Annotated in this window: 25 protein-coding genes; 15 read left to right on the forward strand and 10 right to left on the reverse strand. The window is 68.7% G+C overall.

Annotated features, from left to right (window positions below):
• Positions 1 to 36 precede the first annotated feature (36 nt).
• Genes ACFVHY_RS00585 through ACFVHY_RS00595 form a run of 3 tightly spaced genes read left to right on the forward strand, consistent with a single transcriptional unit; the run spans position 37 to position 1887 of the window.
• Positions 37 to 399, forward strand: coding sequence for an ArsR/SmtB family transcription factor (locus tag ACFVHY_RS00585; protein WP_390266999.1), 363 nt, complete (start codon positions 37 to 39; stop codon positions 397 to 399).
• On the forward strand, positions 396 to 1484 hold the full coding sequence (gene arsB, locus ACFVHY_RS00590; RefSeq protein WP_390267002.1) for an ACR3 family arsenite efflux transporter: 1089 nt from the start codon (positions 396 to 398) through the stop codon (positions 1482 to 1484). The genes ACFVHY_RS00585 and arsB overlap by 4 nt, the downstream gene beginning before the upstream one ends.
• On the forward strand, positions 1477 to 1887 hold the full coding sequence (locus ACFVHY_RS00595) for a low molecular weight phosphatase family protein (RefSeq protein ID WP_390267005.1): 411 nt from the start codon (positions 1477 to 1479) through the stop codon (positions 1885 to 1887). Before arsB ends, ACFVHY_RS00595 begins: the two co-directional genes overlap by 8 nt.
• A 4-nt stretch (positions 1888 to 1891) precedes the next feature.
• On the opposite strand, the gene ACFVHY_RS00600 is transcribed toward ACFVHY_RS00595, so the two are convergent.
• Together ACFVHY_RS00600 and ACFVHY_RS00605 are read right to left on the reverse strand one after the other, a co-directional pair.
• Entirely contained in the window at positions 1892 to 3544 is a 1653-nt protein-coding gene (locus ACFVHY_RS00600) for a DUF222 domain-containing protein (protein ID WP_390267008.1), read from the reverse strand.
• A 45-nt stretch (positions 3545 to 3589) separates the two neighbouring features.
• A complete protein-coding gene (locus ACFVHY_RS00605) occupies positions 3590 to 4075 on the reverse strand; it encodes an ArsI/CadI family heavy metal resistance metalloenzyme (protein WP_390267011.1) in 486 nt (161 codons plus the stop codon).
• Between the two features lie 101 nt (positions 4076 to 4176).
• Between ACFVHY_RS00605 and ACFVHY_RS00610 the strand changes: the two genes are divergently transcribed.
• Complete coding sequence (locus tag ACFVHY_RS00610; RefSeq protein ID WP_390267014.1) at positions 4177 to 4539, forward strand: Rv2640c family ArsR-like transcriptional regulator; 363 nt, start codon at positions 4177 to 4179, stop codon at positions 4537 to 4539.
• 40 nt (positions 4540 to 4579) lie between these two features.
• Here the strand turns inward: ACFVHY_RS00610 and ACFVHY_RS00615 are convergent, their stop codons facing one another.
• Positions 4580 to 4819 carry a three-helix bundle dimerization domain-containing protein gene (locus tag ACFVHY_RS00615; RefSeq protein WP_065631505.1) on the reverse strand — a complete coding sequence of 80 codons (240 nt, stop codon included), beginning with the start codon at positions 4817 to 4819 and terminating at the stop codon, positions 4580 to 4582.
• Positions 4820 to 4977: 158 nt separating this feature from the next.
• Here ACFVHY_RS00615 and ACFVHY_RS00620 point away from each other — a divergent pair, with 158 nt between their 5' ends.
• The 4 genes from ACFVHY_RS00620 (at position 4978) to ACFVHY_RS00635 (ending at position 8232) form a co-directional block, all read left to right on the forward strand.
• Entirely contained in the window at positions 4978 to 5190 is a 213-nt protein-coding gene (locus ACFVHY_RS00620; RefSeq protein ID WP_390267017.1) for a hypothetical protein, read from the forward strand.
• A gap of 87 nt (positions 5191 to 5277) precedes the next feature.
• Positions 5278 to 5964, forward strand: coding sequence for a DUF899 domain-containing protein (locus ACFVHY_RS00625; RefSeq protein WP_390267020.1), 687 nt, complete (start codon positions 5278 to 5280; stop codon positions 5962 to 5964).
• A gap of 95 nt (positions 5965 to 6059) precedes the next feature.
• Positions 6060 to 6782, forward strand: coding sequence for a response regulator transcription factor (locus ACFVHY_RS00630; protein ID WP_390267023.1), 723 nt, complete (start codon positions 6060 to 6062; stop codon positions 6780 to 6782).
• On the forward strand, positions 6775 to 8232 hold the full coding sequence (locus ACFVHY_RS00635; RefSeq protein WP_390267026.1) for a sensor histidine kinase: 1458 nt from the start codon (positions 6775 to 6777) through the stop codon (positions 8230 to 8232). Before ACFVHY_RS00630 ends, ACFVHY_RS00635 begins: the two co-directional genes overlap by 8 nt.
• Here ACFVHY_RS00635 and ACFVHY_RS00640 read toward each other — a convergent pair.
• Complete coding sequence (locus tag ACFVHY_RS00640) at positions 8229 to 9068, reverse strand: hypothetical protein (RefSeq protein ID WP_165630595.1); 840 nt, start codon at positions 9066 to 9068, stop codon at positions 8229 to 8231. The genes ACFVHY_RS00635 and ACFVHY_RS00640 overlap by 4 nt on opposite strands.
• Before the next feature lie 18 nt (positions 9069 to 9086).
• A complete protein-coding gene (locus tag ACFVHY_RS00645; RefSeq protein ID WP_390268753.1) occupies positions 9087 to 10082 on the reverse strand; it encodes a DNA adenine methylase in 996 nt (331 codons plus the stop codon).
• Between the two features lie 200 nt (positions 10083 to 10282).
• Between ACFVHY_RS00645 and ACFVHY_RS00650 the strand changes: the two genes are divergently transcribed.
• Positions 10283 to 10708 carry an HIT family protein gene (locus ACFVHY_RS00650; protein WP_277244257.1) on the forward strand — a complete coding sequence of 142 codons (426 nt, stop codon included), beginning with the start codon at positions 10283 to 10285 and terminating at the stop codon, positions 10706 to 10708.
• Position 10709: 1 nt separating this feature from the next.
• Here the strand turns inward: ACFVHY_RS00650 and ACFVHY_RS00655 are convergent, their stop codons facing one another.
• On the reverse strand, positions 10710 to 12830 hold the full coding sequence (locus ACFVHY_RS00655) for a RecQ family ATP-dependent DNA helicase (RefSeq protein ID WP_390267031.1): 2121 nt from the start codon (positions 12828 to 12830) through the stop codon (positions 10710 to 10712).
• A 137-nt stretch (positions 12831 to 12967) separates the two neighbouring features.
• On the opposite strand from ACFVHY_RS00655, the gene ACFVHY_RS00660 reads away from it, so the two are divergent.
• Genes ACFVHY_RS00660 through purD form a run of 3 tightly spaced genes read left to right on the forward strand, consistent with a single transcriptional unit; the run spans position 12968 to position 17616 of the window.
• Entirely contained in the window at positions 12968 to 14233 is a 1266-nt protein-coding gene (locus ACFVHY_RS00660; RefSeq protein WP_390267033.1) for a glycosyltransferase, read from the forward strand.
• 56 nt (positions 14234 to 14289) lie between these two features.
• Complete coding sequence (locus ACFVHY_RS00665) at positions 14290 to 16308, forward strand: ArnT family glycosyltransferase (RefSeq protein ID WP_390267036.1); 2019 nt, start codon at positions 14290 to 14292, stop codon at positions 16306 to 16308.
• Positions 16309 to 16362: 54 nt separating this feature from the next.
• Positions 16363 to 17616: a phosphoribosylamine--glycine ligase gene (gene purD / locus ACFVHY_RS00670; protein ID WP_390267039.1), complete on the forward strand. Its 1254-nt coding sequence runs from the start codon at positions 16363 to 16365 to the stop codon at positions 17614 to 17616.
• A gap of 74 nt (positions 17617 to 17690) precedes the next feature.
• Here the strand turns inward: purD and ACFVHY_RS00675 are convergent, their stop codons facing one another.
• From ACFVHY_RS00675 to ACFVHY_RS00690, 4 genes are all read right to left on the reverse strand, one after another.
• Positions 17691 to 18635: an alpha/beta hydrolase gene (locus ACFVHY_RS00675; RefSeq protein ID WP_390267041.1), complete on the reverse strand. Its 945-nt coding sequence runs from the start codon at positions 18633 to 18635 to the stop codon at positions 17691 to 17693.
• A gap of 81 nt (positions 18636 to 18716) precedes the next feature.
• A complete protein-coding gene (locus tag ACFVHY_RS00680) occupies positions 18717 to 18938 on the reverse strand; it encodes a hypothetical protein (protein ID WP_390267043.1) in 222 nt (73 codons plus the stop codon).
• 29 nt (positions 18939 to 18967) lie between these two features.
• On the reverse strand, positions 18968 to 19207 hold the full coding sequence (locus tag ACFVHY_RS00685; RefSeq protein WP_390267046.1) for a hypothetical protein: 240 nt from the start codon (positions 19205 to 19207) through the stop codon (positions 18968 to 18970).
• 53 nt (positions 19208 to 19260) lie between these two features.
• Entirely contained in the window at positions 19261 to 20016 is a 756-nt protein-coding gene (locus ACFVHY_RS00690; protein WP_390267050.1) for a DUF6882 domain-containing protein, read from the reverse strand.
• A 180-nt stretch (positions 20017 to 20196) separates the two neighbouring features.
• Here ACFVHY_RS00690 and ACFVHY_RS00695 point away from each other — a divergent pair, with 180 nt between their 5' ends.
• The 3 genes from ACFVHY_RS00695 to purB all read left to right on the forward strand — a co-directional run bounded on the left by ACFVHY_RS00695 (position 20197) and on the right by purB (position 22782).
• A complete protein-coding gene (locus tag ACFVHY_RS00695; protein ID WP_171011670.1) occupies positions 20197 to 20790 on the forward strand; it encodes a TetR/AcrR family transcriptional regulator in 594 nt (197 codons plus the stop codon).
• A 99-nt stretch (positions 20791 to 20889) separates the two neighbouring features.
• Positions 20890 to 21291 carry a hypothetical protein gene (locus ACFVHY_RS00700; RefSeq protein WP_065631490.1) on the forward strand — a complete coding sequence of 134 codons (402 nt, stop codon included), beginning with the start codon at positions 20890 to 20892 and terminating at the stop codon, positions 21289 to 21291.
• Positions 21292 to 21354: 63 nt separating this feature from the next.
• Positions 21355 to 22782: an adenylosuccinate lyase gene (purB, locus tag ACFVHY_RS00705; RefSeq protein WP_390267053.1), complete on the forward strand. Its 1428-nt coding sequence runs from the start codon at positions 21355 to 21357 to the stop codon at positions 22780 to 22782.
• The last annotated feature ends 12 nt before the right edge of the window (positions 22783 to 22794 follow it).

Raw genomic sequence — 22794 nt, forward strand, 5'->3', positions numbered from 1 at the left:
GCTTTCGCTTGGTTCGACATGTGTCAATATTGATGAATGTCGAACCAGAACCTGCTGGCGACGGTCTCCCGCGGCATGACGACCGACGAGGCGGAGACCGTCGCTCCGGCGTTGAAGGCACTCGCGGACCCGGTCCGGTTGCGGTTGTTGTCCGAGATCTCCGCGCATCCGGGAGGTGAGGCGTGCGTGTGCGACATCTCCGGACCGTTCGACCTCTCGCAGTCGACGATCTCGCACCATCTGAGAGTGCTGCGCGAAGCGGGTCTGGTGACGAGCGAGCGACGCGCGACCTGGGTGTACTACCGCGTGAACACTTTTGCACTACAAGAATTGTCGGGGCTGCTCGGCTGTCTCGCCACGGTCGTGGGGGAAGCGCGTTCGTGTGAGGCCGGACGATGAACGTCACCGAAACCGCCGTTGCGGGCAGGCTGTCGATTCTCGACCGGTTCCTGCCGGTGTGGATCGGTGCCGCGATGGTGGTGGGTCTGCTTCTGGGTCGCAGTGTTCCCGGCGTGGGCGACTCGCTGGCGGCGGTCGAGCTCGACGGCATCTCGTTGCCGATCGCACTCGGGCTGCTGATCATGATGTATCCGGTGCTGGCCAAGGTGCGCTATGACCGGCTCGACTCGGTCACCGCCGACCGTCGCCTGCTGCTCGGGTCACTGGCATTGAACTGGATCATCGGCCCGGCGTTGATGTTCGCGCTGGCCTGGCTCCTGCTCCCGGACCTGCCGGAATACCGGACCGGACTGATCATCGTCGGGCTGGCGCGGTGCATCGCGATGGTCATCATCTGGAACGACCTGGCGTGCGGTGACCGCGAAGCCGCTGCCGTCCTGGTCGCGCTGAACTCGGTATTCCAGGTGATCATGTTCGCCGTGCTGGGCTGGTTCTACCTTTCCGTGTTACCTGGCTGGCTCGGCCTCGAACAGACGACCATCGACGCCTCGCCGTGGCAGATCGCGAAGTCGGTCCTGATCTTCCTCGGCATCCCGCTGGTCGCCGGCTACCTGACCCGCCGGATCGGTGAACGGACCAGGGGCCGCGAGTGGTACGAATCCGCGTTCCTGCCGCGTCTCGGTCCGTGGGCCCTCTACGGGTTGCTGTTCACCATTGTCATCCTGTTCGCGTTGCAGGGTGAGCAGATCATGTCGCAGCCCTGGGACGTCGCGCGTATCGCTCTGCCGCTGCTGATCTACTTCGCGGTGATGTGGGGCGGTGGGTTCGTGCTCGGCGCCGCGATGGGGCTGGGGTATGCACGCACCACCACACTCGCGTTCACCGCCGCCGGCAACAACTTCGAACTCGCCATCGCCGTCGCGATCGCCACCTACGGTGCGACCTCCGGTCAGGCTCTCGCCGGGGTCATCGGACCGCTCATCGAGGTCCCCGTCCTCGTCGCCCTGGTCTATGTGTCCCTCGCGTTGCGGAAACGGTTCTCTGCAACACCCGACTCGGCCGGGGAGCCCGTGCGCCATGTCTGACCCCATCGATGTGTTGTTCGTGTGCGTCAGCAACCGTGGCAAATCCGTGATGGCCGAACGTCTCTCGTCGACGGTCACCGACCGGATCGCGGCGTCGTCCGCCGGAACCAACGCGAAGATCGGCGGGCAGGTCAACGAACTGTCCGCGCAGGTGCTCGCCGAGGTCGGAGCCGACGCCGGCGGACACCGGCCACGACAGCTCACGGACGAGATGATGCGAGCCGCGGATCTGGTCGTGGTGGTCGGCACTGCCGAGGTCACCACGCCCGACGGGGTCCGTGTCGAGGTGTGGAACACCGACGAACCCTCCGATCGAGGCATCGACGACCTCGAACGGATGCGGTTGATCCGCGACGACATCACCACCCGCATCCGCGACCTCACCGACCGCTTGGAGCGGTGAGCGTTCAGAACGGTGGTGGGTTGGCGGCGTTCCACGCGTCGATCTCGCGACGGTGGGTGGTGGTGCGGGTTTCGCGCTGATCGGCGAGCTTGCTGCGGGCGGGGTGGTCGGGTGGCCGCCCGGGGACGAGGTAACCGAACAGGTCGCGGCCGTTGCAGGCGTTACCGATGAAGGTGTGTCCGGTCGGGGACTGGAACCAGGCCGTCATGTACTCGTCTTGGTAGTCGCGCCACATGCCGAAGGTTTTGATGCGGTGGTGAAAACGGCACAGCGGTTTGAGGTTGCGCTGCGTGGTGGCGCCACCGGCCTGCGGCAAGTCGTGGTCGAACGGGATGGTGTGGTCGAGATCGGTGGTCCACACCGGCTGATTACAGCCGGGGAAGGTGCAGCACAATTCGCCGCAGCGCACCAGGGTCTGGAGTGTGCGGCTCGGGGTGTAGCGGGATTCGGCTGCCGCATCGGCGTGGATGTCGGTGGTGACGAAGGAACGACGGGCATCGGCGAGCAGTGAGCGCATGGTGTCGGCGTCGATGAGGCCGTGGCCGTCGAGGAATCCGGGGTCGTCGTCGACGCCGAGCAGAGTCGACAGGTTCACCACGATGTGGAACGTCGGCACCGGCCGATGCGGTCCGGCGGTGGGTGCCGGGGCCGGTTCGGGTGCCGGAATCGGGTCCGGTGCTTCCGCACTGGTGTCGCCGGATTCGACTGCTGCCGAGAGGCTTTCCATCTCCGGCTCGTTGTCGGTGTCGTCGAGGTCGACCGGTTCGGGCACCGGAGCGCAGTGCGGGCAGCGGCACGGCAGGGTGTCGAGGTGGGCGGCGAGGGCGATCATCGCGTCGACGCGTCGTTGCCTTGTGTCGCGGGGGTCGTCGGGGTGCACGGAGGCGGCCATCGCGTCGAGTTGGGCGTTGAATGCGGCGGCGTCGGTGACCGGCAGGCTGCCGGTGATGCGGGCTTGGCCGGGTTGGAATCGGTCGGGTGCGATGGTGATGTGGCGATCGCGGGTGGCGCGGTCACGGCGGCGGCGGACCGCGTCGGGGGCGTGTTGGGCGACGATGGCGTCGACCAGGGTGGTGAACTGGGTCGTCGACATCGGCGGGCGGGCCAGGATCGCTTCGGCGAGATGGGCATCCACGGTTTGCATGTCGGCGTCGGAGACGTAGTCGGTGCGTTTCATGGCGATGGTGAAGCGGCGTTGGTCTATCCGTCCGCAGGCCATGGTGTTGCCGGTGAGCATGAGGCGGTAGCGCAGGACGTCTCCGGTGCGGATGAGGTCACGGGCTTGCGCGGCGGGGATCATCAGTGCCGCACCGAGTTCGGCGGTGGCCTGGTCGAAACCGTCGGGACCGAATTCGGCGTAGGGGTCGATCCCGGCGGCGGCCTCGGCGGCGCGGCGGTGCAGGTCGTCTGCGGAGGTGGCCTGACCGTCATGACTTTCGGTGCGGCGTAGGTGGTAGTCGAGTTCGCGTTCCTCGTGCAGCAGGCTTGCCGCGGTCAGGAGACGGTACGAGGCGGCGGAGGTGATCGACGCGCAGTGGGTGATGACGTCCACGAGTTCACCGGCAGACAACTCGGTATCGGAAAGCGCTGCGGGCAGCAATATTTCGTCTTCGGGATCGATACCCGAAGCGTCTGCGTCACCGCCCCCGAACTGCATGACATCACCATACGACCGCCCACCGACAAGAACGACGACGCTCGGTCAGCAGCAGGCTGTGCGAGCGTCGGCGGGGTCGGTGGCGCTACCGCCGCAGCACACCGACCCCTCGGCGGATTCGTCGACACCGCCCTGGGCCAACAGCTTCGGGCTGGTTCCGAAGGTGTCGGAATCCGCGAGCACGGTGTAGATCTCCCACTTTTCGTCGCTCGGACCGGTGACCCACACCTTGTCTTGCGTCGCAAAACAACAAGTGGAGTCGATCTCCTGCTGTGTGAACATGCCTTCGCCGGACAGTCGGGCGATCTCGGCATGCACCGTCTCGCTCGATTCGACCTCCACCCCGAGATGATTGATCGTGCCTCCCTGACCCGGATTCTCCAGGAGCACCAATTTCAGCGGGGGTTCGACGATCGCGAAGTTCGCGTATCCGGGCTTTCGCTTGGCCGGTGCGGTGTCGAACAGCTTGGAGTAGAACTCGATCGCGGTATCGAGGTCATCGACATTGAGTGCGAGTTGCATGCGGGACATGAGGGGAACCACCTTCACCTGTGAGACATATGTCGAATCAGGACGTTCTTGCAGAATGCCACCTTTTCGACATATGTCAATAGGGAGGGTAGGGTCGGATCATGCCCAAGACCCTGCCGATGGTCGACATCAGCGCACCCATCTGCTGTGCGCCCGTGTCGGCAGCACCACTCGACGACGCCACGGCTCTCGAGATCGCGTTGCGGCTCAAGGCTCTTGCCGATCCGGTGCGAATCAGGCTGGTCTCGATCCTTCTCGCCGACAGCGGAGACGGGATCTGCACCTGCGATCTCGCGACCGCGGTCGGGCTCACCGAAGCAACGACGAGCCATCACCTGGGTCAACTACGTAAGGCCGGAATGGTCTCCAGTGAACGTCGCGGGATGAATGTCTACTACCGATCACGGCCGGAGTCTCTGGAAGCGCTGCGCCGGGTACTCAGCGCGACCACTGGGTGCTGCTGACCGCCGGAGCCGCATCACAAGGACGCGACCCCGGCCCGGCTCACTCCCCGACGTGCGGCGGGACAGTGGTCGGGTCGGCCATCACGTCGGTGCCGCCGAGAGCCTTGTTCGCGCGGCGCTCCACCAGCAGCGGCACGAAGTCGCGGACTTCGGTCCCGCTGAAGTGCTCGTAGGCCTGCTCGACCGCGGCGGCGACGTCTTCAGGTCGTCGGTGTGAATAGAGGCCGATCAGCCGGTCCTGTACTTCGCTGATCTGACGCCGCTCGTCATTAGCATCCATGCACACAATTTAGTGCGAATGCGACAACGTCGACTGTCACGACGGATGGATTCACTGACAGTTCATCTCGTCGCCATCGGCACTCAATGTCGGCCGGCGGCCCGGTGGCCGACGGTGATCCTGAGCGGTCGACGAATGGGGAACCTACGATGACACCCATGGTTCCGTCACGGCGACCCATCGACCCGGCCGCGCAGGCGCAGGCGCGGGTGCTGGTCGACGAGCTGGAACGCGTCGCGGACTCGCTCGTGGACCGGCTGCAGGCCGGTGTCGGTGGCGAGAAGGCGCAGCGAGCAGCGCGCCGGGAACTGTACGAGGTCCGCGAACACGTGCGCCGACTCCAGAGCACGTACGCCCTCTCCACCCCGTAGCGGGGTGCGCTGCCGTCCGATGAATTCCGCCACGGGCGGGGGTCAGACCCGGTGGACTGTTCTCCCCACCGAGCGAAAGGCATCGTCATGACCGCGGCACTCCCACCCGTAGCCGACCGCGAGACCTGGGCGGCGGCGCTGGCCGACCTACGCCGCCGCGAGAAGGCGGCCACCCGAGAACTCGACGCGGTGGCAGCGCAGCGTCGTCGACTCCCGATGGTCGAGATGGACGATTACGTCCTCACCGGGCCCGACGGGCCGATTCGACTCGTCGACGTCTTCGACGGACGGTCACAGCTGATCGTCTACAACCACATGTGGACCGACGGCGCCCGGTTCCAGTGCCCGGGCTGTACCGGGTTCACCACCCAGTTCAGCCGGCTCGACTACCTCGCCGACTACGACGCGCGGTTCGTCATCATCACGCACGGGCCGATGGACGAGATCCTGGCCTACAAGCGGCGCGTCGGTAACCGCATGGACTGGTACTCGTCGGCGGGTACGACCTTCTCCGCCGACGTCGACGCCGCCCCGGGCGAAGGCTTCGCCCTCAACGTCTTCCTCCGCGACGGCGACACCGTGTATCGCACCTGGCACTCGACCGGTCGTGGTACCGAACAACTCGGATTCACCTTCGGACTCCTCGACGTCCTGCCCTACGGACGCCAGGAGGAGTGGCAGGATTCGCCCGACGGCTGGCCGCAGAGCCCGACCTACTCGCGCTGGCGCGCCTCGGAGGAGATGGCCGCCGCATACGGTGATCCGGAGGCGTAGATCGTCGTCCTGGAGAGAAACCGCAGGTCAGCGTTCACAGGAATCTCCCAGCGTGCCTACAGTGAGGTTCCAGGGCCGGCTGGGACTCTGGTCGTGTGAGTGAAGCGGCGAAACAGAACGGCACGCGCGGCGCGAAGGTCCTCGTGGTCGACGACGAGGAGAACATCCGTCAGCTGCTGTCTGTGTCGCTGAGGTTCCAGGGCTACGACGTCGAGACAGCGGCCGATGGCCCGGCGGCCATCGACCGCTGCCGGACCGCCAAACCCGACGTCCTCGTCCTCGACGTGATGATGCCGGGGATGGACGGGTTCGGGCTGCTGCGCCGGCTGCGTGCCGACGGGGTCGAGGCGCCGGCCCTGTTCCTGTCGGCGCGCGACACGGTGGAGGACAAGATCAACGGCCTCACCATCGGCGGGGACGACTACGTCACCAAACCCTTCAGTCTCGAAGAGGTCGTCGCCCGGCTACAGGTGTTGCTGCGCCGCAGCGGTTTCGACGACCAGAGGCGCGCGTCGTCGAAGATCACCTTCGCCGACATCGAACTCGACGACGAGACCCACGAGGTGTTCAAGGCGGGCGAACTGGTCGCCCTCTCGCCGACGGAGTTCACGCTGTTGCGCTACTTCATGGTGAACGCGGGCACGGTGTTGTCGAAGCCGCGCATCCTCGACCATGTCTGGAACTACGACTTCGGCGGCGAGGTGAACGTCGTCGAATCCTATGTGTCGTACCTTCGGCGCAAGCTCGACACCGGGGACAGGCGACTCATCCACACCCTCCGCGGCGTCGGCTACGTGATGCGTGAGCCCCGTGACTGATGCGACGGTGCCGAGTACCGGCCGTGGCACGCGGAAGCGCGGTGTCCCACTACGGGTCTCGCTGGTGGCGCTGACGGTGTTGCTCGTCGCCGTCGGACTCCTCGCCTCCGGTGTCGCGGTGACCTCGTCGATGCGCCAGGATCTGATCTCGCGCGCCGACGAGGGCCTGGAGAACGCCGTACGCACGTGGGCCGAACCCCGCGGGTTCCTGGGCGACGGCCCGGGCCCGCCCGGGCCGCGCAGGCCCCCGTCGCCCTACTACGTCGAGTCGGTCGTCTACGGGCCCGGAGGGGTGTCCGCGGACAACGTCTACAACCAGTTCGACGACGCTCCCGACCTCGACGGGCTGACCCGCGACAATGCCGGACCCGTCACCGTCCCGTCCGTCGACGGTGACGGGCCGCAGTGGCGGGTCATCAAGCACAGCAACGGCTTCGGCAGATCCATCGTGGCCACCCCGATGTCCGACATCGACGACACGGTCAGCAGGCTGATCTGGCTGCAGCTCGCGATCGGTGCGCTGGTCCTCCTGCTCATCGGGGTGCTGAGCTACGTGCTGGTCCGCACGAGCCTGCGCCCGCTTCGCCGGGTCGAGGAGACCGCGCACGAGATCGCGGAGGGCAATCTGACACGGCGCGTCCCGCCGGCACCGCCGAACACCGAGGTCGGCAGTCTGTCGGACTCGCTGAACCGGATGCTCGGCCAGATCCAGCATGCGTTCGCCTCGACGGCCGCGTCCGAACAGCAGGCCCGCGCCTCCGAGGAGCGGATGCGCCGTTTCGTCGCCGACGCCGGCCACGAACTGCGGACCCCGCTGACGTCCATCAAGGGATTCGCCGAACTCTATTCGCAGGGCGGCGTTCCCGATGTCACCGACGCGATGCGGCGCATCGACGACGAGGCCGGCCGGATGAACCTGCTGGTGGAGGATCTGCTGATGCTCGCGCGCCTCGACGCGCAACGGCCGCTCGACTCGGCGCCCGTCGATCTCCTCGGCCTGGCCGCCGATACCGTGCAGAGCGCCCGTGTCGCCGCAGCCGAGCGCGAGATCCGGCTCGACGTCGTCCCGGGCGACCGTCCGCCGGTCGTCCTCGGCGACGGGCCGCGCCTCGTGCAGGTGCTGCGCAACCTCATCGGCAACGCCGTCAACCACACCCCGCCGGACGCCTCGATCACGGTCGGGGTGGCCGTCGACGACGGTGCAGGCGAAGCGGTGCTGACCGTCGCCGACACGGGTCCGGGCATCTCGGCGGAGGATGCCGAGCACGTCTTCGAGCGCTTCTACCGCGGCGACTCCTCGCGGCATCGCGGTTCCGGCGGCGGTAGCGGCCTCGGCCTCTCGATCGTCGCGGCACTGGTCGCCGCGCACGGCGGCCGCGTCGGCGTGGACACGAGCCCCGGTGTGGGAGCGACGTTCTGGGTGCGCCTACCGCTCGCGGAGGCCGATTAGATCAACCGGCGCAACGTGGCGAACTCGGTGACGTCGTCGCGGAACCGGTCGAGTCCGACGAGCGTGTACATCCCGTCTATCTGCCGGTTCGCCCACAGCTGATGGATGCGGCGCAAGTCGGATTGCCGTGACTTCCAACCGATCCCGTCGATCACCGCGAGGACGAGCTGGGTCGGCAGCCGCACCTCGGCCATCTCCTCGATCTCCCGGACCGCGTCGGTGAGTTTGGAACCGGTCGAGTCGAACCCCTTGGCCGCCACCACGATGTCGGCCGACGCCGGATCGCCGACGATGAGGTCGGCCGGCGCGGTCCGGCCGTTGCGTCCCGCGAACCGCGAGCGGGTGACGTAGTCGAGACCGATGTCGCGGGCGATGTCCTCGATCTCGTCCTCGATGCGCCGACCCGACGCGCCCGCGCGGGTGGCGGTTGCGCGGGTGCCGGCGCGGGCCACGAGGATGTCGGCGAAGGTGAACGTGCGGGACAGCTGGGTGCGCAGCATGCGGACCAGGTCGAACTCGGTGTCGAGCCAGGTCACCAGCTCGACCGGTTGTGCGCGCGCCAATGCATGCCAGCCGCTGGTGTCGAACCGGTCGCGCAGGGCGTTCTTCAGCTTCTCCTGGGACAGCCCGACGGCGAGCCCCAGTACGGGGACATCGGTGGGGTTGTCGCGCACCCACGCCGCCAGGCCCGCGATGTCGGTGTCGAGGAGCTCGCCGAGGCGCGCCGTGGCCTGGGTGATCCGCTCGGCCTCCGGCGTCGACGCGGTCGGGTCGACGTGAGAGGTCAACCGTCCCAACGATTGCAGATAGTCGTCGAAGTCGCCCGCGGTGCTCATCGTGGATAGTCGTCCAACTCAGTCCCGGCCGATGAACAGGTACTCGCTGACGTCGCGACGGGTCGCTGCCGCGTGGGTGCCGAAGCTGTACTTGTGGTCGATCGCGATGACCTCCACCGACGGCTTGACCTTCCCGAGCAGGTCGACGATGCGATCTTTGCCCGGCAACGCATTCGACGAGTACGAGAGCACGATGGCGCCGGCGTCCTCGAAGTGTTCGAAGGTGCGCAGCAGCGCGTCCTCGATGGTCCGCTTGTAGGCGAAGGGGGTGAAGCGTTTCGGCAGCTTCTTGGTCTTGGTGTTCTCCATGATGCTCATCCCGCGCCAGTAGGCCGACAGGCCTTCGAGGAAGTGGTAGCGCTTGATGTAGTCGTTGTCGTCGGTCGGCGGGGCGTACGGAGGATCGAGGTACACGAGGTCCGGTGCTGCCCAGGGTAATTCGAGGTCGAAGATGTCGCCTTGCACGCTCCGGCTGTTGCGTCCGTTGCTGAACACGGTGGCGTTGTAATCCGCGGCCGCCCGCAGACGGAAGTGGTCGCGCAGCGACATCGTCAGGTCGCGACGACCGTCGGCGTAACGCGTCGAGTCGGTGAAGGTGAACACGCCACGGGGTTGTTTGCGCGCTGCCGAGAGGACGAGGGCGGCGATCGCGAGATCGCGTCGGTAACCGCGCAGTGCGTCGATGTGCGACCACGCGGAGTCCAGGAACGCACGGTCCTCGGTGGTGAAGTACAGCCCGTCAAAGGTCCGCGAGATGTAGTCGCGATCGTCGGCGGGCGGACCGCAGATGGCATCGATCAGTTCCGGCTCGAGCCGGACACTCGAATTGGCCACCGACGCGCGGGTGATGATGTGCGGGAAGTTGAGGAAGTCGTTGCCGACGACCTCGAAGCCCTGCGCCTTCAGCAGGTAGGACACCACCCCGGAACCCGAGAAGGCGTCGACCGCGGTGGATCCGCCGATCTCGGCGAAGGTGCGTTCGAGGTGGGGCAGCAGCCGGTACTTCGACCCCATGTACCGGAGGCGGGGGAACCGTTGGGCGCGGGCCAGGACGTCGCTGGATCCGACGACGGCTCGGGACGTGCGTCCTGCCCGGGATGATTCTGGCCCACTCACACCGAAAAGAATGTCATGGACCCCCGACATCCCGGGACAACACTCGCCGTCGCCCGCAGCGTCACCGTGGCGACGGCCGCAACACCTAGACTCGGCCCATGGCATCGGTCTTCAGCATGATCATCAACGGCGATCTCCCCGGTCGATTCGTCTGGAAGGACGGCGAGGCGGTCGCGTTCCTCACGATCGAACCGGTCACGCCCGGTCACGTCCTGGTGGTTCCCCGCGCCGAGGTCGACCACTGGGAGCAGATGGACACCGCCGCATTCGCGCACCTCAGCGCCGTCGCGCAGAACGTGGGTCGCGCGGTGAAGGACGCCTTCGACGCTCCGCGGATGGGCCTGCTCATCGCCGGCCTCGAAGTCCCGCACGTGCATGTCCACGTGTTCCCGGCGCTGACGCTCGAGACCTTCGACCTCGCGAACGCGAACAAGAACGCCCGTCCCGAGGACCTCGACGCCGCGGCCGAGAAGATCCGCGCGAGTCTGCGCTCGCTCGGTTACGGCGAGTACGTCGCCGACTGAACTACACCGTCCGGTGGATCAGCAGCGGTAGCACCGCGGTGGCGCCGGCCTCGCGGAGGGCGGCGGCGGCCAGCGTGATCGGCCAGCCCGAGCCGTTGGCATCGACCACGAGCATCACGGTGCGGCCCGAGACGTCCGGCGCGTCGCCGAGGTGGTCCCGCCAATATGCGGCCTCGACCGCGCCGGTCGCGTCGGTGGGCGGATCGCCCATGCGCACGGGAAAACTGCCGCCCTCGCGTTTCCCGACCTTCCGCAGGTGGTCGGCCAAGGTCTCGGCCAGGACGGTGCCGGTCAGACGGAGCGACACGATGACGTCGGCCCGGATGCCGGTGTCGCGCACCCACGCGGCCAGCGTCGCGACCGCGGCGTCGCCCAACTCGGCGAGCGCGCGCTCGTCGCCGTTGCGGGCCGCGGCCAGCACCTCGATCCACTCCGGGGCGTCGGCATGGGCCAGGACACGACCCGGCTCAGCCAGGAGATCGGCGGAAATCCTTCCGCGACGCCCGAATTCGCCGCCGGGCCACATCTTGCGGGGGTCCAGCGTCTGGGCCTTGCGGCGCAGCGTCGAGGTCACGGTGCGCACGACCTCGGCGTCGACCGAATCGGGGAGTCCTTCGCTGAGGGCGCCCCGGCAGACCGAGCAGCGTCCGCAGTCCGCGGCCTGCGGGTCGTCGAGGGACTCGGTCAGCAGCCGCATGAGGCACGTGCGGCCCGCGATGTAGGCGCGCATGATGTCGGCCTCCCGACGGCGCACGGCGAGGATGCCGTCGTAGTGCTCGGCGTCGTAGGTCCAGGGCTTGCCGGTGACGACCCACCCGTCGGCGGTCCGGTCGGTGACGCCGTCGACCGCCAGCTGCTTGAGCATCAACTCGATACGCGTGCGCCGGAAGCGGGTGGCGGCCTCGAGCTGCACCACCGACTGCGGCTCCGCCGCGGATTCCAGGGCAGCGAGCAGGTCACGCATCTTGTCCGGGTCGGGAATCGTCGCCGTCGCGAAGTGGTCCCAGATCCGGTCGTCGGTCTGCGACGCCAGGAGCATCACGACGGCGTCGTCGAGGGCGCGTCCGGCACGGCCGACCTGCTGGTAGTAGGAGACCGGCGACGGCGGTGACCCGACGTGCACCACGAAGCCGAGATCGGGCTTGTCGTAACCCATTCCGAGCGCCGACGTCGCGACCAGCGCCTTGACCTCGTTGCGCAGCAACGCGTCCTCGAGTTCGTGGCGGCGGTCGGCGTCGAGCTGGCCGGTGTAGGCGGCCACCGCGACGGTGTCGCCATGGACGGCCCGGATCGCCTCGACCAGGCGGTCGGCGTCGGCGACGGTCAGCACGTAGACGATGCCCGATCCCGGCAGAGCCGGCAGCGACTGCGCGACCCACCCGTACCGCTGGACCGGGGAGAGGCCGTCGAGAACGTTGAGATGCAACGACTTCCGCGCCAGCGGTCCGCGGAGGACGAGTGTCGGCTCACCACCGGACCCGGCGTCGAGCTGAGCGGCGACGTCGTCGGTGACGCGGGCATTGGCGGTGGCGGTGGTGGCCAGGACCGGCGTCGTCGGGTTGACGGTACGCAGCACGTCGGCGACGCGGCGGTAGTCCGGGCGGAAATCGTGACCCCAGTCGGACACCGCGTGCGCTTCGTCGATGACGAGCAGGCCGAGGTGGCCGGCCAAGGCGTCGAGGACCCGGCGACCGAAGCCCGGATTGGCGAGCCGTTCCGGTGACACGAGCAGCACGTCGAGGTCGCCGGCGCGCAGCTGTGCCTCGATCATCGACCACTCGTCGACATTGGACGAGTTGAGCGTCGCCGCCGACAGCCCACCGCGAGCGGCGGCGGCGACCTGGTCGCGCATGAGCGACAGCAGCGGCGACACGATGAGCGTCGGCCCCCCGCCACCCGCCCGGATGATCGCGGTCGCCGACCAGTAGACCGCCGACTTGCCCCACCCGGTCGCCTGGACGACCAGCACGCGGGCGCCGCGCTCGGTGGGATCGGCGGGCCGGCCGGCCAGTGCGGTCACGGCCCGGAGCTGGTCGTCGCGCAGCGCGGCGCCCTCACCGGCCAGGCTGGTGATGACGCGGTTGGCGGCGGTCAGCTGGTCCGGGGCGAGGGTTGCGGCCATGCGCCCCAATGTAGTGGCGCCCTCGGACACGCCGACGCCCTCCGTCCACACCGCGGCGTGCGCGCGGCGAAGCGTTCACAGGAACCCGGCAGTTCACCTGCAGGGTGACGCGAGGCTGGGAACCGAGAGTTGTCCGCATGATCCCAGAAGCACCGCCGGACGCCCCGGCGCAGATGTACACCGTCGCCGACACCTCCACGCCGAATCCGGTACTCGACATCGTGGTCCCCGTCTACAACGAACAGGACGACATCGCCTCGTCGGTGCGTCGTCTGGCCGACCACCTGCGCGCGCATGTGCCGTACGCGTCGCGCATCACCGTCGCCGACAACGCCAGCACCGACGAGACCCTCGAGATCGCCGTGGCGCTGGCCGGTGAACTCGAGGGCGTTCGCGTCGTCCACCTCGAACAGAAGGGCCGCGGACGCGCGCTGAGCGCGGTGTGGCAGCACAGCGACGCCGAGATCGTCGCGTACTGCGACGTCGACCTCTCGACCGACCTCAACGCCCTGATGCCGCTCATCGCCCCGCTGGTGTCGCGGCACTCCGACATCGCGATCGGGACGCGCCTCAACCGCTCCGCACGCGTGGTCCGAGGGCCCAAGCGCGAGTTCATCTCCCGCTCGTACAACCTGATGCTGCGCACTGCGATGGGCGCCCGGTTCTCCGATGCGCAGTGCGGATTCAAGGCCACGCGCACCGACATCGCCCGCGAACTGCTGCCGTTCGTCGCCGACACCGGCTGGTTCTTCGACACCGAGCTGCTGGTCCTCGCCGAACAGATCGGTCTGCGCATCACCGAGGTGCCGGTGGACTGGGTCGACGACCCCGACAGCACCGTCGACATCGTGCCGACCGCGATCGCGGATCTGAAAGGCTGTGCGCGCGTGGGGCTCGCACTCGCCATGGGTCGGTTGCCGATCGCCCAGCTGCGCGCCTCCATCGGCCGCGACCGGGCCGCGGGACCACAGCTCGACGGGGTGCCGACGGGCATGGTCGGGCAGCTCGCCCGCTTCTGTGTGGTGGGCGTCGCCTCGACGCTGGCCTACGCGGTGCTGTTCCTCGCGCTCCACTCGTTCCTCGGCGCCCAGATCTCGAACGTGGTCGCCCTCGCGATCACCGCGGTCCTCAACACCGCTGCCAACCGGCGCTTCAGCTTCGGCATCCGCGGACGCGACAACGCCCTGCGTCACCAGCTCTTTGGCCTCGGCGTCTTCCTCTTCGGCTGGGTCGTCACCTCGGGTGCGCTCTTCGTTCTCCACACCGTCGCCCCCGACGCGACGAAACACATCGAACTGATGATCCTGGTGGTCGCGAACCTGGTGGCGACGCTCACCCGGTTCGTCGGTCTCCGCTGGGTGTTCCGCAAGGCACCCGCTCACCACACGGAGGTTGCCGCGTGAGTACCACCCTCGTATTCCCGGCGGGCTCCGTTGCGGCGCCCGCAGATTCCTCAGTAGTGACGCGCTCCCCGGCGAAAAGTGCCATCTGGGAACGTCTCTCGCTGGCGGCGCTACTGGTCGGCACCACGGTGGCCTACCTGTGGAACCTGTCGATCAACGGGTGGGCCAACTCCTTCTACTCGGCTGCGATCCAGGCCGGTTCCCAGTCGTGGAAGGCGTGGTTCTTCGGGTCGTCGGACATGGCGAACTCCATCACGGTGGACAAACCGCCTGCCTCACTGTGGATTCCGGGGCTCAGCGCCCGGATCTTCGGGGTCAACTCGTGGTCGATCCTGGTGCCCGAGGCGCTGATGGGTGTCGCCTCGGTGGCGCTGCTCTACCTGATCACGCGGAAGTACTTCGGCCACTGGGCCGGCATCCTCGCGGGGGTGATCCTCGCGGTGACACCGGTCGCGGCGATGATGTTCCGCTTCGACAACCCCGAGGCGCTGCTCATCCTGCTGATGATCGCGGCCGTCTGGTCGATGATGAAGGGCCTCGAGGACGGCCGCCGGCGATGGTTGGTCCTGACCGGCGTGTTCGTCGGCTTCGGTTTCCTCACCAAGCAACTCCAGGTCATGCTCATCGTGCCGCCGCTGGCGGTCACCTACCTCGCCTTCGGGCCGCGTGGTTGGTTGCGTCGGATCGGACAACTGTTCGCCGCGCTCGGCGCGATGATCGTCAGCGCGGGCTGGTGGATTCTCGCGGTCGAGTTGTGGCCCGCGTCCTCGCGTCCGTACATCGGCGGCTCGCAGAACAACTCGATCCTCGAGTTGACCCTCGGCTACAACGGCCTCGGCCGGCTCAACGGCAACGAGACCGGTGCCGTCGTCCCCGGCGGTGGGGGAAACGCGATGGAGGGCATGGGCGGTGGACCGGGTGGGCCCGGCGGTGGGGGCGGCGCGTGGGGCGAGACCGGCTGGCTGCGGATGTTCGAACCCGCGCAGGGCGGTCAGATCGCCTGGCTCATCCCGACCGGCCTGGTCCTCGCCGCCGTGGCACTCGTACTGGTCGGCAGGGCCCGCCGAACCGACCCGCGCCGTGCGTACCTGGTCGTCTGGGCGCTCTGGCTGCTGGTCACGATGGGTGTCTTCAGCTTCATGGCCGGGATCTTCCATCAGTACTACACGGCGGCACTGGCTCCCGCGGTCGCCGCGGTCGTCGCCGGCGGCGCCGCGGTGTGCTGGTCGCACCGGGACCGGCTGTGGGTGCGGATCGCGCTCGGGATCTCCGTCGCGGCTGCCGCGATCTGGGGCTTCGTCCTGCTCGATCGCACACCCGACTTCGTGCCGTGGCTGCGATACGCGGTCCTCGTCGTGGGGCTCCTCGCCGCGGTGGCCATGGTCTTCACCCGGCGTCGGAGCATCGCGACCGCAGCGCTCATCGGGGCCATCATGGCGGGCCTGGCCGGTCCAGTCGCCTACACCGTCGACACGATCGCAACCGAGAAGAGCGGATCCATCATCACCGCCGGACCGCGCGTCGAGGGTGAATTCGGTCCCGGTGGCGGTGGACCGGGTGGACGAGGTGGCCCGGGTGGTCCCGGCGGACGGGGCATGTCCGGCATGCCACCGCAGGGATCGGGAGCACCGGGGCGGGGGATGCCCGGTATGGGTCAACAGGATGGGGGCGGTCGCGGTGGCGACGGCGCCGGAGGACTGCTCCGCGGTTCGACGCCGTCGGCGGCGCTCGTGGACAGGCTCACCGCCGACGCCGCCGAGTACACGTGGGTCGCAGCTGCCGTGGGCTCGATGTCGGCGTCGGGCTACCAGCTCGAGACCGGACACTCGGTCATGCCGATCGGCGGATTCAACGGCAGCGATCCGTCGCCGACCCTGGCCGAATTCCAGCAGCTCGTGGCCTCGAAGAAGATCCACTACTTCATCGGTGGCGGTTCTGGTCCCGGTATGGGGGGCGGCATGGGCGGCAACTCGTCGCTACCGTCGTCGCAGATCAGCACCTGGGTGCAGGAGAACTTCACCGCCGTCACCGTCGACGGCGTGACCCTGTACGACCTCACCCAGCCCACGAGCTGACCGGCGGCGACACCGTTTGGGTGGTCACGGGTACCGGCGTTTAGAGTCATGGACGTGCGCGTACTCGTGATCGGCTCGGGCGGCCGCGAACATGCCCTCCTCATCGGTCTGGCGAACGATCCGGCGGTCACCGACCTGCACGTCGCCCCGGGCAACGCCGGCACCTCGTCGATCGCCACCAACCATCCCGTCGACGCCGTCTCCGGCGACGCGGTCGTGGCGCTGGCACGCGAGATCGGCGCCGACCTCGTGGTCATCGGTCCCGAGGTGCCCCTGGTCCTCGGGGTCGCCGACGCCCTGCGCGCGGCCGGCATCGCGACCTTCGGCCCGAGTGCCGAGGCCGCGCAGATCGAGGGTTCGAAGGCGTTCGCGAAGGACGTCATGAAGGCCGCGGGGGTCACGACCGCCCACGCCGAGATCGTCGACAACCCCGCCCGGCTCGACGCCGCGCTCGACCGCTTCGGCCCGACCTGGGTGGTCAAGGACGACGGACTCGCCGCGGGTAAGGGCGTTGTCGTCACCGCGGACCGCGACGTCGCCCGCGACCACGCCGCCGAGTGCCTCGAGAGCGGCCACCCCGTCCTGCTGGAGAGCTTCCTCGACGGGCCGGAGGTGTCGCTGTTCTGCCTCGTCGACGGCGAGACCGTGGTGCCCCTGCTGCCCGCGCAGGACCACAAGCGGGTCGGGGACGACGACGCCGGACCGAACACCGGCGGGATGGGTGCCTACACGCCGTTGCCCTGGCTGCCCGCCGAGATGACGACGCGCATCGTCGACGAGGTCGTCAAACCCGTTGCCGCCGAGATGGTTCGACGCGGCATCCCGTTCTCCGGCCTGCTGTACGCCGGCCTGGCAATCGGGTCGGACGGGCCCGCCGTCGTCGAATTCAACTGTCGCTTCGGCGATCCCGAGACCCAGGCGGTGCTGGCCCTGCTCGAATCGCCGCTCGGGCAGGCACTGCACGCGACCGCCACCGGCGCTCTCGCCGACCTCCCGCCGCTGCAGTGGCGCGACGGGGCCGCGGTCACCGTCGTGGTCGCCGCGGAGAACTACCCCGGCAAGCCGCGCACCGGCGACCTCATCACCGGTGCCGACACCGACGGGGTGCTGCACGCCGGCACCGCGCGCAACGCCGACGGCGCCGTCGTCTCCTCGGGTGGGCGGGTGCTCGCGGTGGTGGGCACGGGCGCCGATCTTGCCGAGGCCCGCGAACAGGCCTACGCGCGGATCGCCAACATCAAGCTCCCCGGTTCGCACTTCCGCCGCGACATCGGCCGCAACGCCCTCGAGGGCCGGATCAGCATCTGAGTCTCGCTCACCCGTTCCGTTCCCGCTCACCGAAATCGGGTGAGCGAGAACGGAATAGGTGAGCGAAGGTCGACTCAGGCCGCCAGGTTCCGCCCGAGGAACTCGACCTGCTCGGGCAGGACGCTGCGCCAGTAGCGGTTGGTGTGACCACCCGCCGCGGTCCCGAACGCCGCCGGTGGGCGGAGTCCGGCGGCCCACTGCCGCGTGTAAGTGTAGAACTGATCGCTCGAGCCGATGTTGATCAGCAGCGGGATCTTCGCGAACTTCGGCTGGGCACCGAACAGTGAGTTCGCCTGGTAGTCGGCGAGGCCGTCGAAGGCGCGCGGCGGGAAGTTGCGCGGGTCGGCCCACATCGCGGGGGAGCTGACCGCGACCGCGGCGACCCGCGGCGAACCCAGCATGGCGGCCAGGCGCAACGCACCGTACCCGCCCATCGACCATCCGAACAGGCCGATGCGCTCGGTGGACAGGTCCAGGTCGGGGTTGCTCGCGAGCATCGGCAGGAACTCGTCGAGGATCATCGCGCCCCCGTCGGCGCCGTCGGTGCGTCGGTGGTAGTAGTTGCGCCCGATGTCGGCGGCGGCCAGCGCGAACGGCGCGTTCCCGGCGTCGACGTACTGCTGCATCACCGACTGCATCTCGAGCTTCGGCCCGAAGATCGACTTCTCGTTGGTGTTGAGCGCGTGCAGCACGACGACGACGGGCAGGGTGCCCGTCACCCCGTTGGGCCGGGCGACGGCCCAACGCGTATCACGCCCGGCCATGCGCGCCGAGCGGAAGCTGCCGGTGATCAACGGTGGGCCGCCGGTGACCGGTGGCGGCGACGCCTCGACCGGTAGTTCGTCGTCGGCCCGGCCCTCGAGCTTGCGGGGCTCCACCGACGTCGGCGGGGTCGACCCCGAGCACGCGGCGACCCCCAGCGCGGCGGCGCCGAGGCCGGCGGCCAGGACAGCACGACGCCCGACGAACGCACGGGCGTATTCGTCGGGATTGCTGGGGAGGGGTGGCACTCGGGTCATCGAGTCAACAGGGTAATGGCCGACCCCCGTCCCGCCGCAACGGAATGGCTCCCGACGCGCACCGTTGTGAGGAATCTCCTCTCAGCTGTGCTGCCAGAAACCGGCGTGGACCTCATGTGCGGCGTCGAGCGCGAACGGACCGCGTACCACGATCGGCCGACTGCCCGCCTCGAAGATCCGTCGGCACGGCATCGCCAGCGTGGGGTTGGCGGGATCGTCGCCGGTCATCTCCCGCAGTTCGTCCTCGCCGAGCGCGTAGACGACCGTCCCGACCCCGGCCCAGTAGATCGCGCCGGCGCACATGGCGCACGGCTCGGTGCTGGTGTACAGCGTCAGCCGGCGCGCGTATCGAGATCGAGGTGCCCGACCGCACGGACGACGTTCGTCTCGGCATGCCCGGTCGGGTCACCCGCGGTGCCCACGGAATTCATCGCTTCGGCGACCACGCTGCCGTCCGGCGCCACCAGGAGTGAGCCGAACGGGTGGTCGCCGCGCGTGCGGGCCCGGGCGGCAAGGTCGATCGCCTGCCGGAGATGGGTGATGTCGGGGTCCTCGTGACTGTCGGGGGACATGTCCCGATCGTCGCACGGTTCCGCACGCCGGCGCGGGGCGAACGGCGAGTGTCTCAGGCCTGCCCGACGAGTTCACAGCTGAAGTCGACGGGCCGCGCGCGCCGGTCGAACTCGACGTGCGCCACCGACTCGCCGTCGGTGACGTCGCAGATCGGCGACCGGCCGCCGTCGGAGCCGGTGCGCCAGCTGATGTGCCAGCCGCGCCGGGCGGCCATCCCGTGGATCGCCACCCGATGATCATTGACCGCAAGTGATCTCATCATCGTCGGCATCGTGGTGGCGAAGTCGGCGAAGGTCGGTTCGGGCAGCGCGACGTCGTCGAGGAGGTACACCGCGAGATCCCCGTCGTCGTGCTGTGCCGTCCAGTACGGACTGATCCCGGTGCTCTCGACCGCGGCCGCGGCCACGATATCGATCGCCTGTGTCCGGTAGTCGGCGATCTGGTCGCGAGACAGGCTGGGCGGCAACGATACCCGGGGAACGGCGAAATCATCGACGCCGAATCGGGAGCCGACGTCGCGCAGCGCCGCGGCAGGACCCGCCGGTTCGCCGCGGGGATGGGCCCACCCCCACACGATCGCGTCCGATTCGATGACCGCGATCAGGGTGGCACGCGAACGGACACAGTCGCGCTGCCCGTCCGGGTCGGACGAGGCCGTCGAGGTGAAGACGACGGACCGCTCCGCCTGGTCGCAGCGCGACTCGAAGCTACCGAGCCGTTCGCGCAGGAAGTCGGCGAACGCGACCTGTCGCAGACAGGTGTAGAGCGCCGCGTAATCGGCGACAGCATGGAGGCCGTCGAACTGCATGAGGTCACGGTAACCGCGGGTGTGGTCCTCGTACCCCTCTGTCCGACGTCCGACTGACGACCGACCGCCGTCGGCATTCCGCCGAGGTCAGCGGGCTTATACGGGAATCCGCCTGGGCGTGTATCGCTTTGGTGAAAGCGATACGACGGTACCGGCCCTTTGGCAGCATTGTCTCCCATGATGACCTCGGCGGCGACACCGAAGGGTGCGCGGCGGCGGTCTCGACTGATCGAGGCTGCCGGCGAGTTGCTGCTCGAAGGAGGCTTCGACGCGGTGCGTCATCGCGCGGTGGCCGAGCGCGCGCAACTACCGCTGGCGTCGACCACCTACTACTTCGGGTCCCTCGACGACCTGATGGCCGAGGCCGCCGCCAATCTGTGCGCGCACGACGAGACCGCAGTCGCCGCCCGCTGCAACGCTCTTCCGCGCCGGCACCGGGGCAGCACGGCGACGGCGGGTGCCCTCGCCGACGTCTTCGTCGGTTCCGACACCACCCTCCAGCAACTGTCCGCGCGGTACGAGATGATCGCGCTCGCGGCCCGGTATCCGCTACTGCGCGAGGTCGTCGCGAGCCGAGGACAATCGCTGGCGTTCCACCACTGCGAGGTCCTGGTGAAGTCGCACCGGGTCGCCGATCCGGCGCATATCGCGCAACTGATCGGCATCGAGGACGGAGCCATCGTGGGAGCGTTGTCCCAGACGGCCGTGCGGCCGGTCGACGCGGTGCGCGACGCCCTGCTCGACGTCGTCGACGTCCTCGCCCCGCGGGAGTGACCGGACAGGGTGTCCGGGCCGAACCTCGCGAACTCACCGCGCGGTGGACGCGGCGATGACACGATGGGGCGTCAGGTCACCGACGGGGAAGGGGATCGCGTGTCAGCGAGACGATGGATGGTGGGAGTCGGGGCCGCGCTCGGCGCCGCGGTCATGGGAGCGACGGCGTTCGTCGCCCCGACGGCGCAGGCGGCGCCGGCCGGACGGGTGGATGCGTCGATCCCGTTCTCCTCGGCGGTCTACGGCACCGGCTGCACCTATCCGCTGACCGTGGCGGTCAACTCGTCCGGCTGGGTCGAGTTCTTCGAGGTCAAGGCGGGTCTGCCGCCGCGTTTCGTGGGACGCGACCTGCCGCAGGGTGCTCTCGCCTCGACCACCTGGGTCCCGCACCGGACCGGTGACAAGTATCTGTATGCCGTGCAGAACGGCAAGGTGTCGGCGCCGACATTCGTCCGCGTGCGACAGGGTTACGGGTCCAACGGGGCGTGCATCGCGTTCTGACCGTGTGTGCTCGGCCCTCGCCGGGTTTTGAGGATCGCGACGGCCGCGACCTACACTGACCGGGTGTCGAAGCCCGTCATCGCCAACGTCCTGGCCAGCCGCTATGCCTCCGCCGATCTCGCCGAACTGTGGTCGGCGAGCACCAAGATCGAGCTCGAACGGCGACTGTGGATCGCGGTCCTCAAGGCGCAGCGCGACCTGGGCATCGATGTACCGGCCGACGCCATCGCCGACTACGAGCGCGTCGTCGACCAGGTCGATCTCGCCTCCATCGCCGAACGTGAGCGGGTCACCCGCCACGATGTGAAGGCCCGCATCGAGGAGTTCAACGCGCTGGCCGGCCACGAGCAGATCCACAAGGGCATGACCAGCCGCGACCTCACCGAGAACGTCGAGCAGCTGCAGATCCTGCGTTCGCTCGAACACGTCCACGCCCACGGCGTGGCGGTGCTCGCGCGCATCGTCGCGCGCGCCGCCGACTACTCGTCGACGGTGATGGCCGGACGCAGTCACAACGTCGCCGCCCAGGCCACCACGCTCGGCAAGCGGTTCGCCTCGGCGGCCGACGAGCTGATGATCGCGCTCACCCGGTTGCGCGAACTCATCGACCGCTACCCGCTGCGCGGGATCAAAGGGCCGATGGGGACCGCGCAGGACATGCTCGACCTGCTCGGTGGCGACGCGGTGAAGCTCGCCGACCTCGAGGGCCGGGTGGCCGATCATCTCGGGTTCGCCCGCTCGTTCACCTCGGTCGGCCAGATCTATCCGCGGTCGCTCGACCACGACGTGGTGTCGGCACTCGTGCAGCTGGCGGCCGCGCCGTCGTCGCTGGCCCACACCATCCGACTGATGGCGGGCCACGAGCTGGTCACCGAGGGCTTCCAGCCCGGTCAGGTCGGCAGCTCGGCGATGCCGCACAAGATGAACACCCGCAGCTGCGAACGCGTCAACGGGCTCGCGGTCGTACTCCGCGGATACGGCTCGATGGCCGCCGAACTGGCGGGCGCGCAGTGGAACGAGGGCGACGTCTTCTGCTCGGTCGTCCGTCGCGTGGCCCTGCCCGACGCATTCTTCGCGATCGACGGACTGATGGAGACCTTCTTGACCGTGCTCGACGAGTTCGGCGCCTACCCGGCCGTGATCGCCAACGAACTCGACCGCTATCTGCCGTTCCTCGCGACCACCAAGGTCCTGATGGCCGCGGTGCGCGCCGGCGTCGGGCGGGAGACCGCGCACGAGGCGATCAAGGAGAACGCGGTCGCGGTCGCGCTCGCCATGCGCGAGGAGGGACGCGAGCCCGACCTGCTCGACCGGCTCGCCGCCGACGACCGTATCCCGCTCGACCGCACCCAGCTCGAGGAACTGCTGGCCGACAAGACGGCGTTCGTGGGCGCCGCCGAGCAGCAGGTCGCCGACGTCATCGCGGCCGCGGAGAAGATCATCGGGCAGTACCCCGACGCCGCGGGCTACTCGCCGGCGCCGATCCTGTAGCGCGTCTGCCAC

The organism is Gordonia sp. NPDC127522, assembly GCF_042672305.1.
In the GTDB taxonomy this organism is placed as follows: Bacteria; Actinomycetota; Actinomycetes; order Mycobacteriales; family Mycobacteriaceae; genus Gordonia; species Gordonia hongkongensis.

Excerpts from the sequence above, each read along its gene's own strand:
- ACFVHY_RS00655 (WP_390267031.1), bottom strand. The coding sequence starts at position 12,830 with ATGGCCGCAACCCTCGCCCCGGACCAGCTGACCGCCGCCAACCGCGTC.
- ACFVHY_RS00680 (WP_390267043.1), bottom strand. The coding sequence starts at position 18,938 with ATGTGCGCCGGCGCGATCTACTGGGCCGGGGTCGGGACGGTCGTCTAC.
- ACFVHY_RS00695 (WP_171011670.1), top strand. The coding sequence starts at position 20,197 with ATGACCTCGGCGGCGACACCGAAGGGTGCGCGGCGGCGGTCTCGACTG.
- ACFVHY_RS00620 (WP_390267017.1), top strand. The coding sequence starts at position 4,978 with ATGGTTCCGTCACGGCGACCCATCGACCCGGCCGCGCAGGCGCAGGCG.
- arsB (WP_390267002.1), top strand. The coding sequence starts at position 396 with ATGAACGTCACCGAAACCGCCGTTGCGGGCAGGCTGTCGATTCTCGAC.
- ACFVHY_RS00640 (WP_165630595.1), bottom strand. The coding sequence starts at position 9,068 with ATGAGCACCGCGGGCGACTTCGACGACTATCTGCAATCGTTGGGACGG.
- ACFVHY_RS00675 (WP_390267041.1), bottom strand. The coding sequence starts at position 18,635 with ATGACCCGAGTGCCACCCCTCCCCAGCAATCCCGACGAATACGCCCGT.
- ACFVHY_RS00645 (WP_390268753.1), bottom strand. The coding sequence starts at position 10,082 with ATGGGGTCGAAGTACCGGCTGCTGCCCCACCTCGAACGCACCTTCGCC.
- ACFVHY_RS00605 (WP_390267011.1), bottom strand. The coding sequence starts at position 4,075 with ATGTCCCGCATGCAACTCGCACTCAATGTCGATGACCTCGATACCGCG.
- ACFVHY_RS00690 (WP_390267050.1), bottom strand. The coding sequence starts at position 20,016 with ATGCAGTTCGACGGCCTCCATGCTGTCGCCGATTACGCGGCGCTCTAC.
- ACFVHY_RS00585 (WP_390266999.1), top strand. The coding sequence starts at position 37 with ATGTCGAACCAGAACCTGCTGGCGACGGTCTCCCGCGGCATGACGACC.
- ACFVHY_RS00615 (WP_065631505.1), bottom strand. The coding sequence starts at position 4,819 with ATGGATGCTAATGACGAGCGGCGTCAGATCAGCGAAGTACAGGACCGG.
- ACFVHY_RS00650 (WP_277244257.1), top strand. The coding sequence starts at position 10,283 with ATGGCATCGGTCTTCAGCATGATCATCAACGGCGATCTCCCCGGTCGA.
- ACFVHY_RS00660 (WP_390267033.1), top strand. The coding sequence starts at position 12,968 with ATGATCCCAGAAGCACCGCCGGACGCCCCGGCGCAGATGTACACCGTC.
- ACFVHY_RS00595 (WP_390267005.1), top strand. The coding sequence starts at position 1,477 with ATGTCTGACCCCATCGATGTGTTGTTCGTGTGCGTCAGCAACCGTGGC.
- ACFVHY_RS00625 (WP_390267020.1), top strand. The coding sequence starts at position 5,278 with ATGACCGCGGCACTCCCACCCGTAGCCGACCGCGAGACCTGGGCGGCG.
- ACFVHY_RS00600 (WP_390267008.1), bottom strand. The coding sequence starts at position 3,544 with ATGCAGTTCGGGGGCGGTGACGCAGACGCTTCGGGTATCGATCCCGAA.
- ACFVHY_RS00685 (WP_390267046.1), bottom strand. The coding sequence starts at position 19,207 with ATGTCCCCCGACAGTCACGAGGACCCCGACATCACCCATCTCCGGCAG.
- ACFVHY_RS00610 (WP_390267014.1), top strand. The coding sequence starts at position 4,177 with ATGCCCAAGACCCTGCCGATGGTCGACATCAGCGCACCCATCTGCTGT.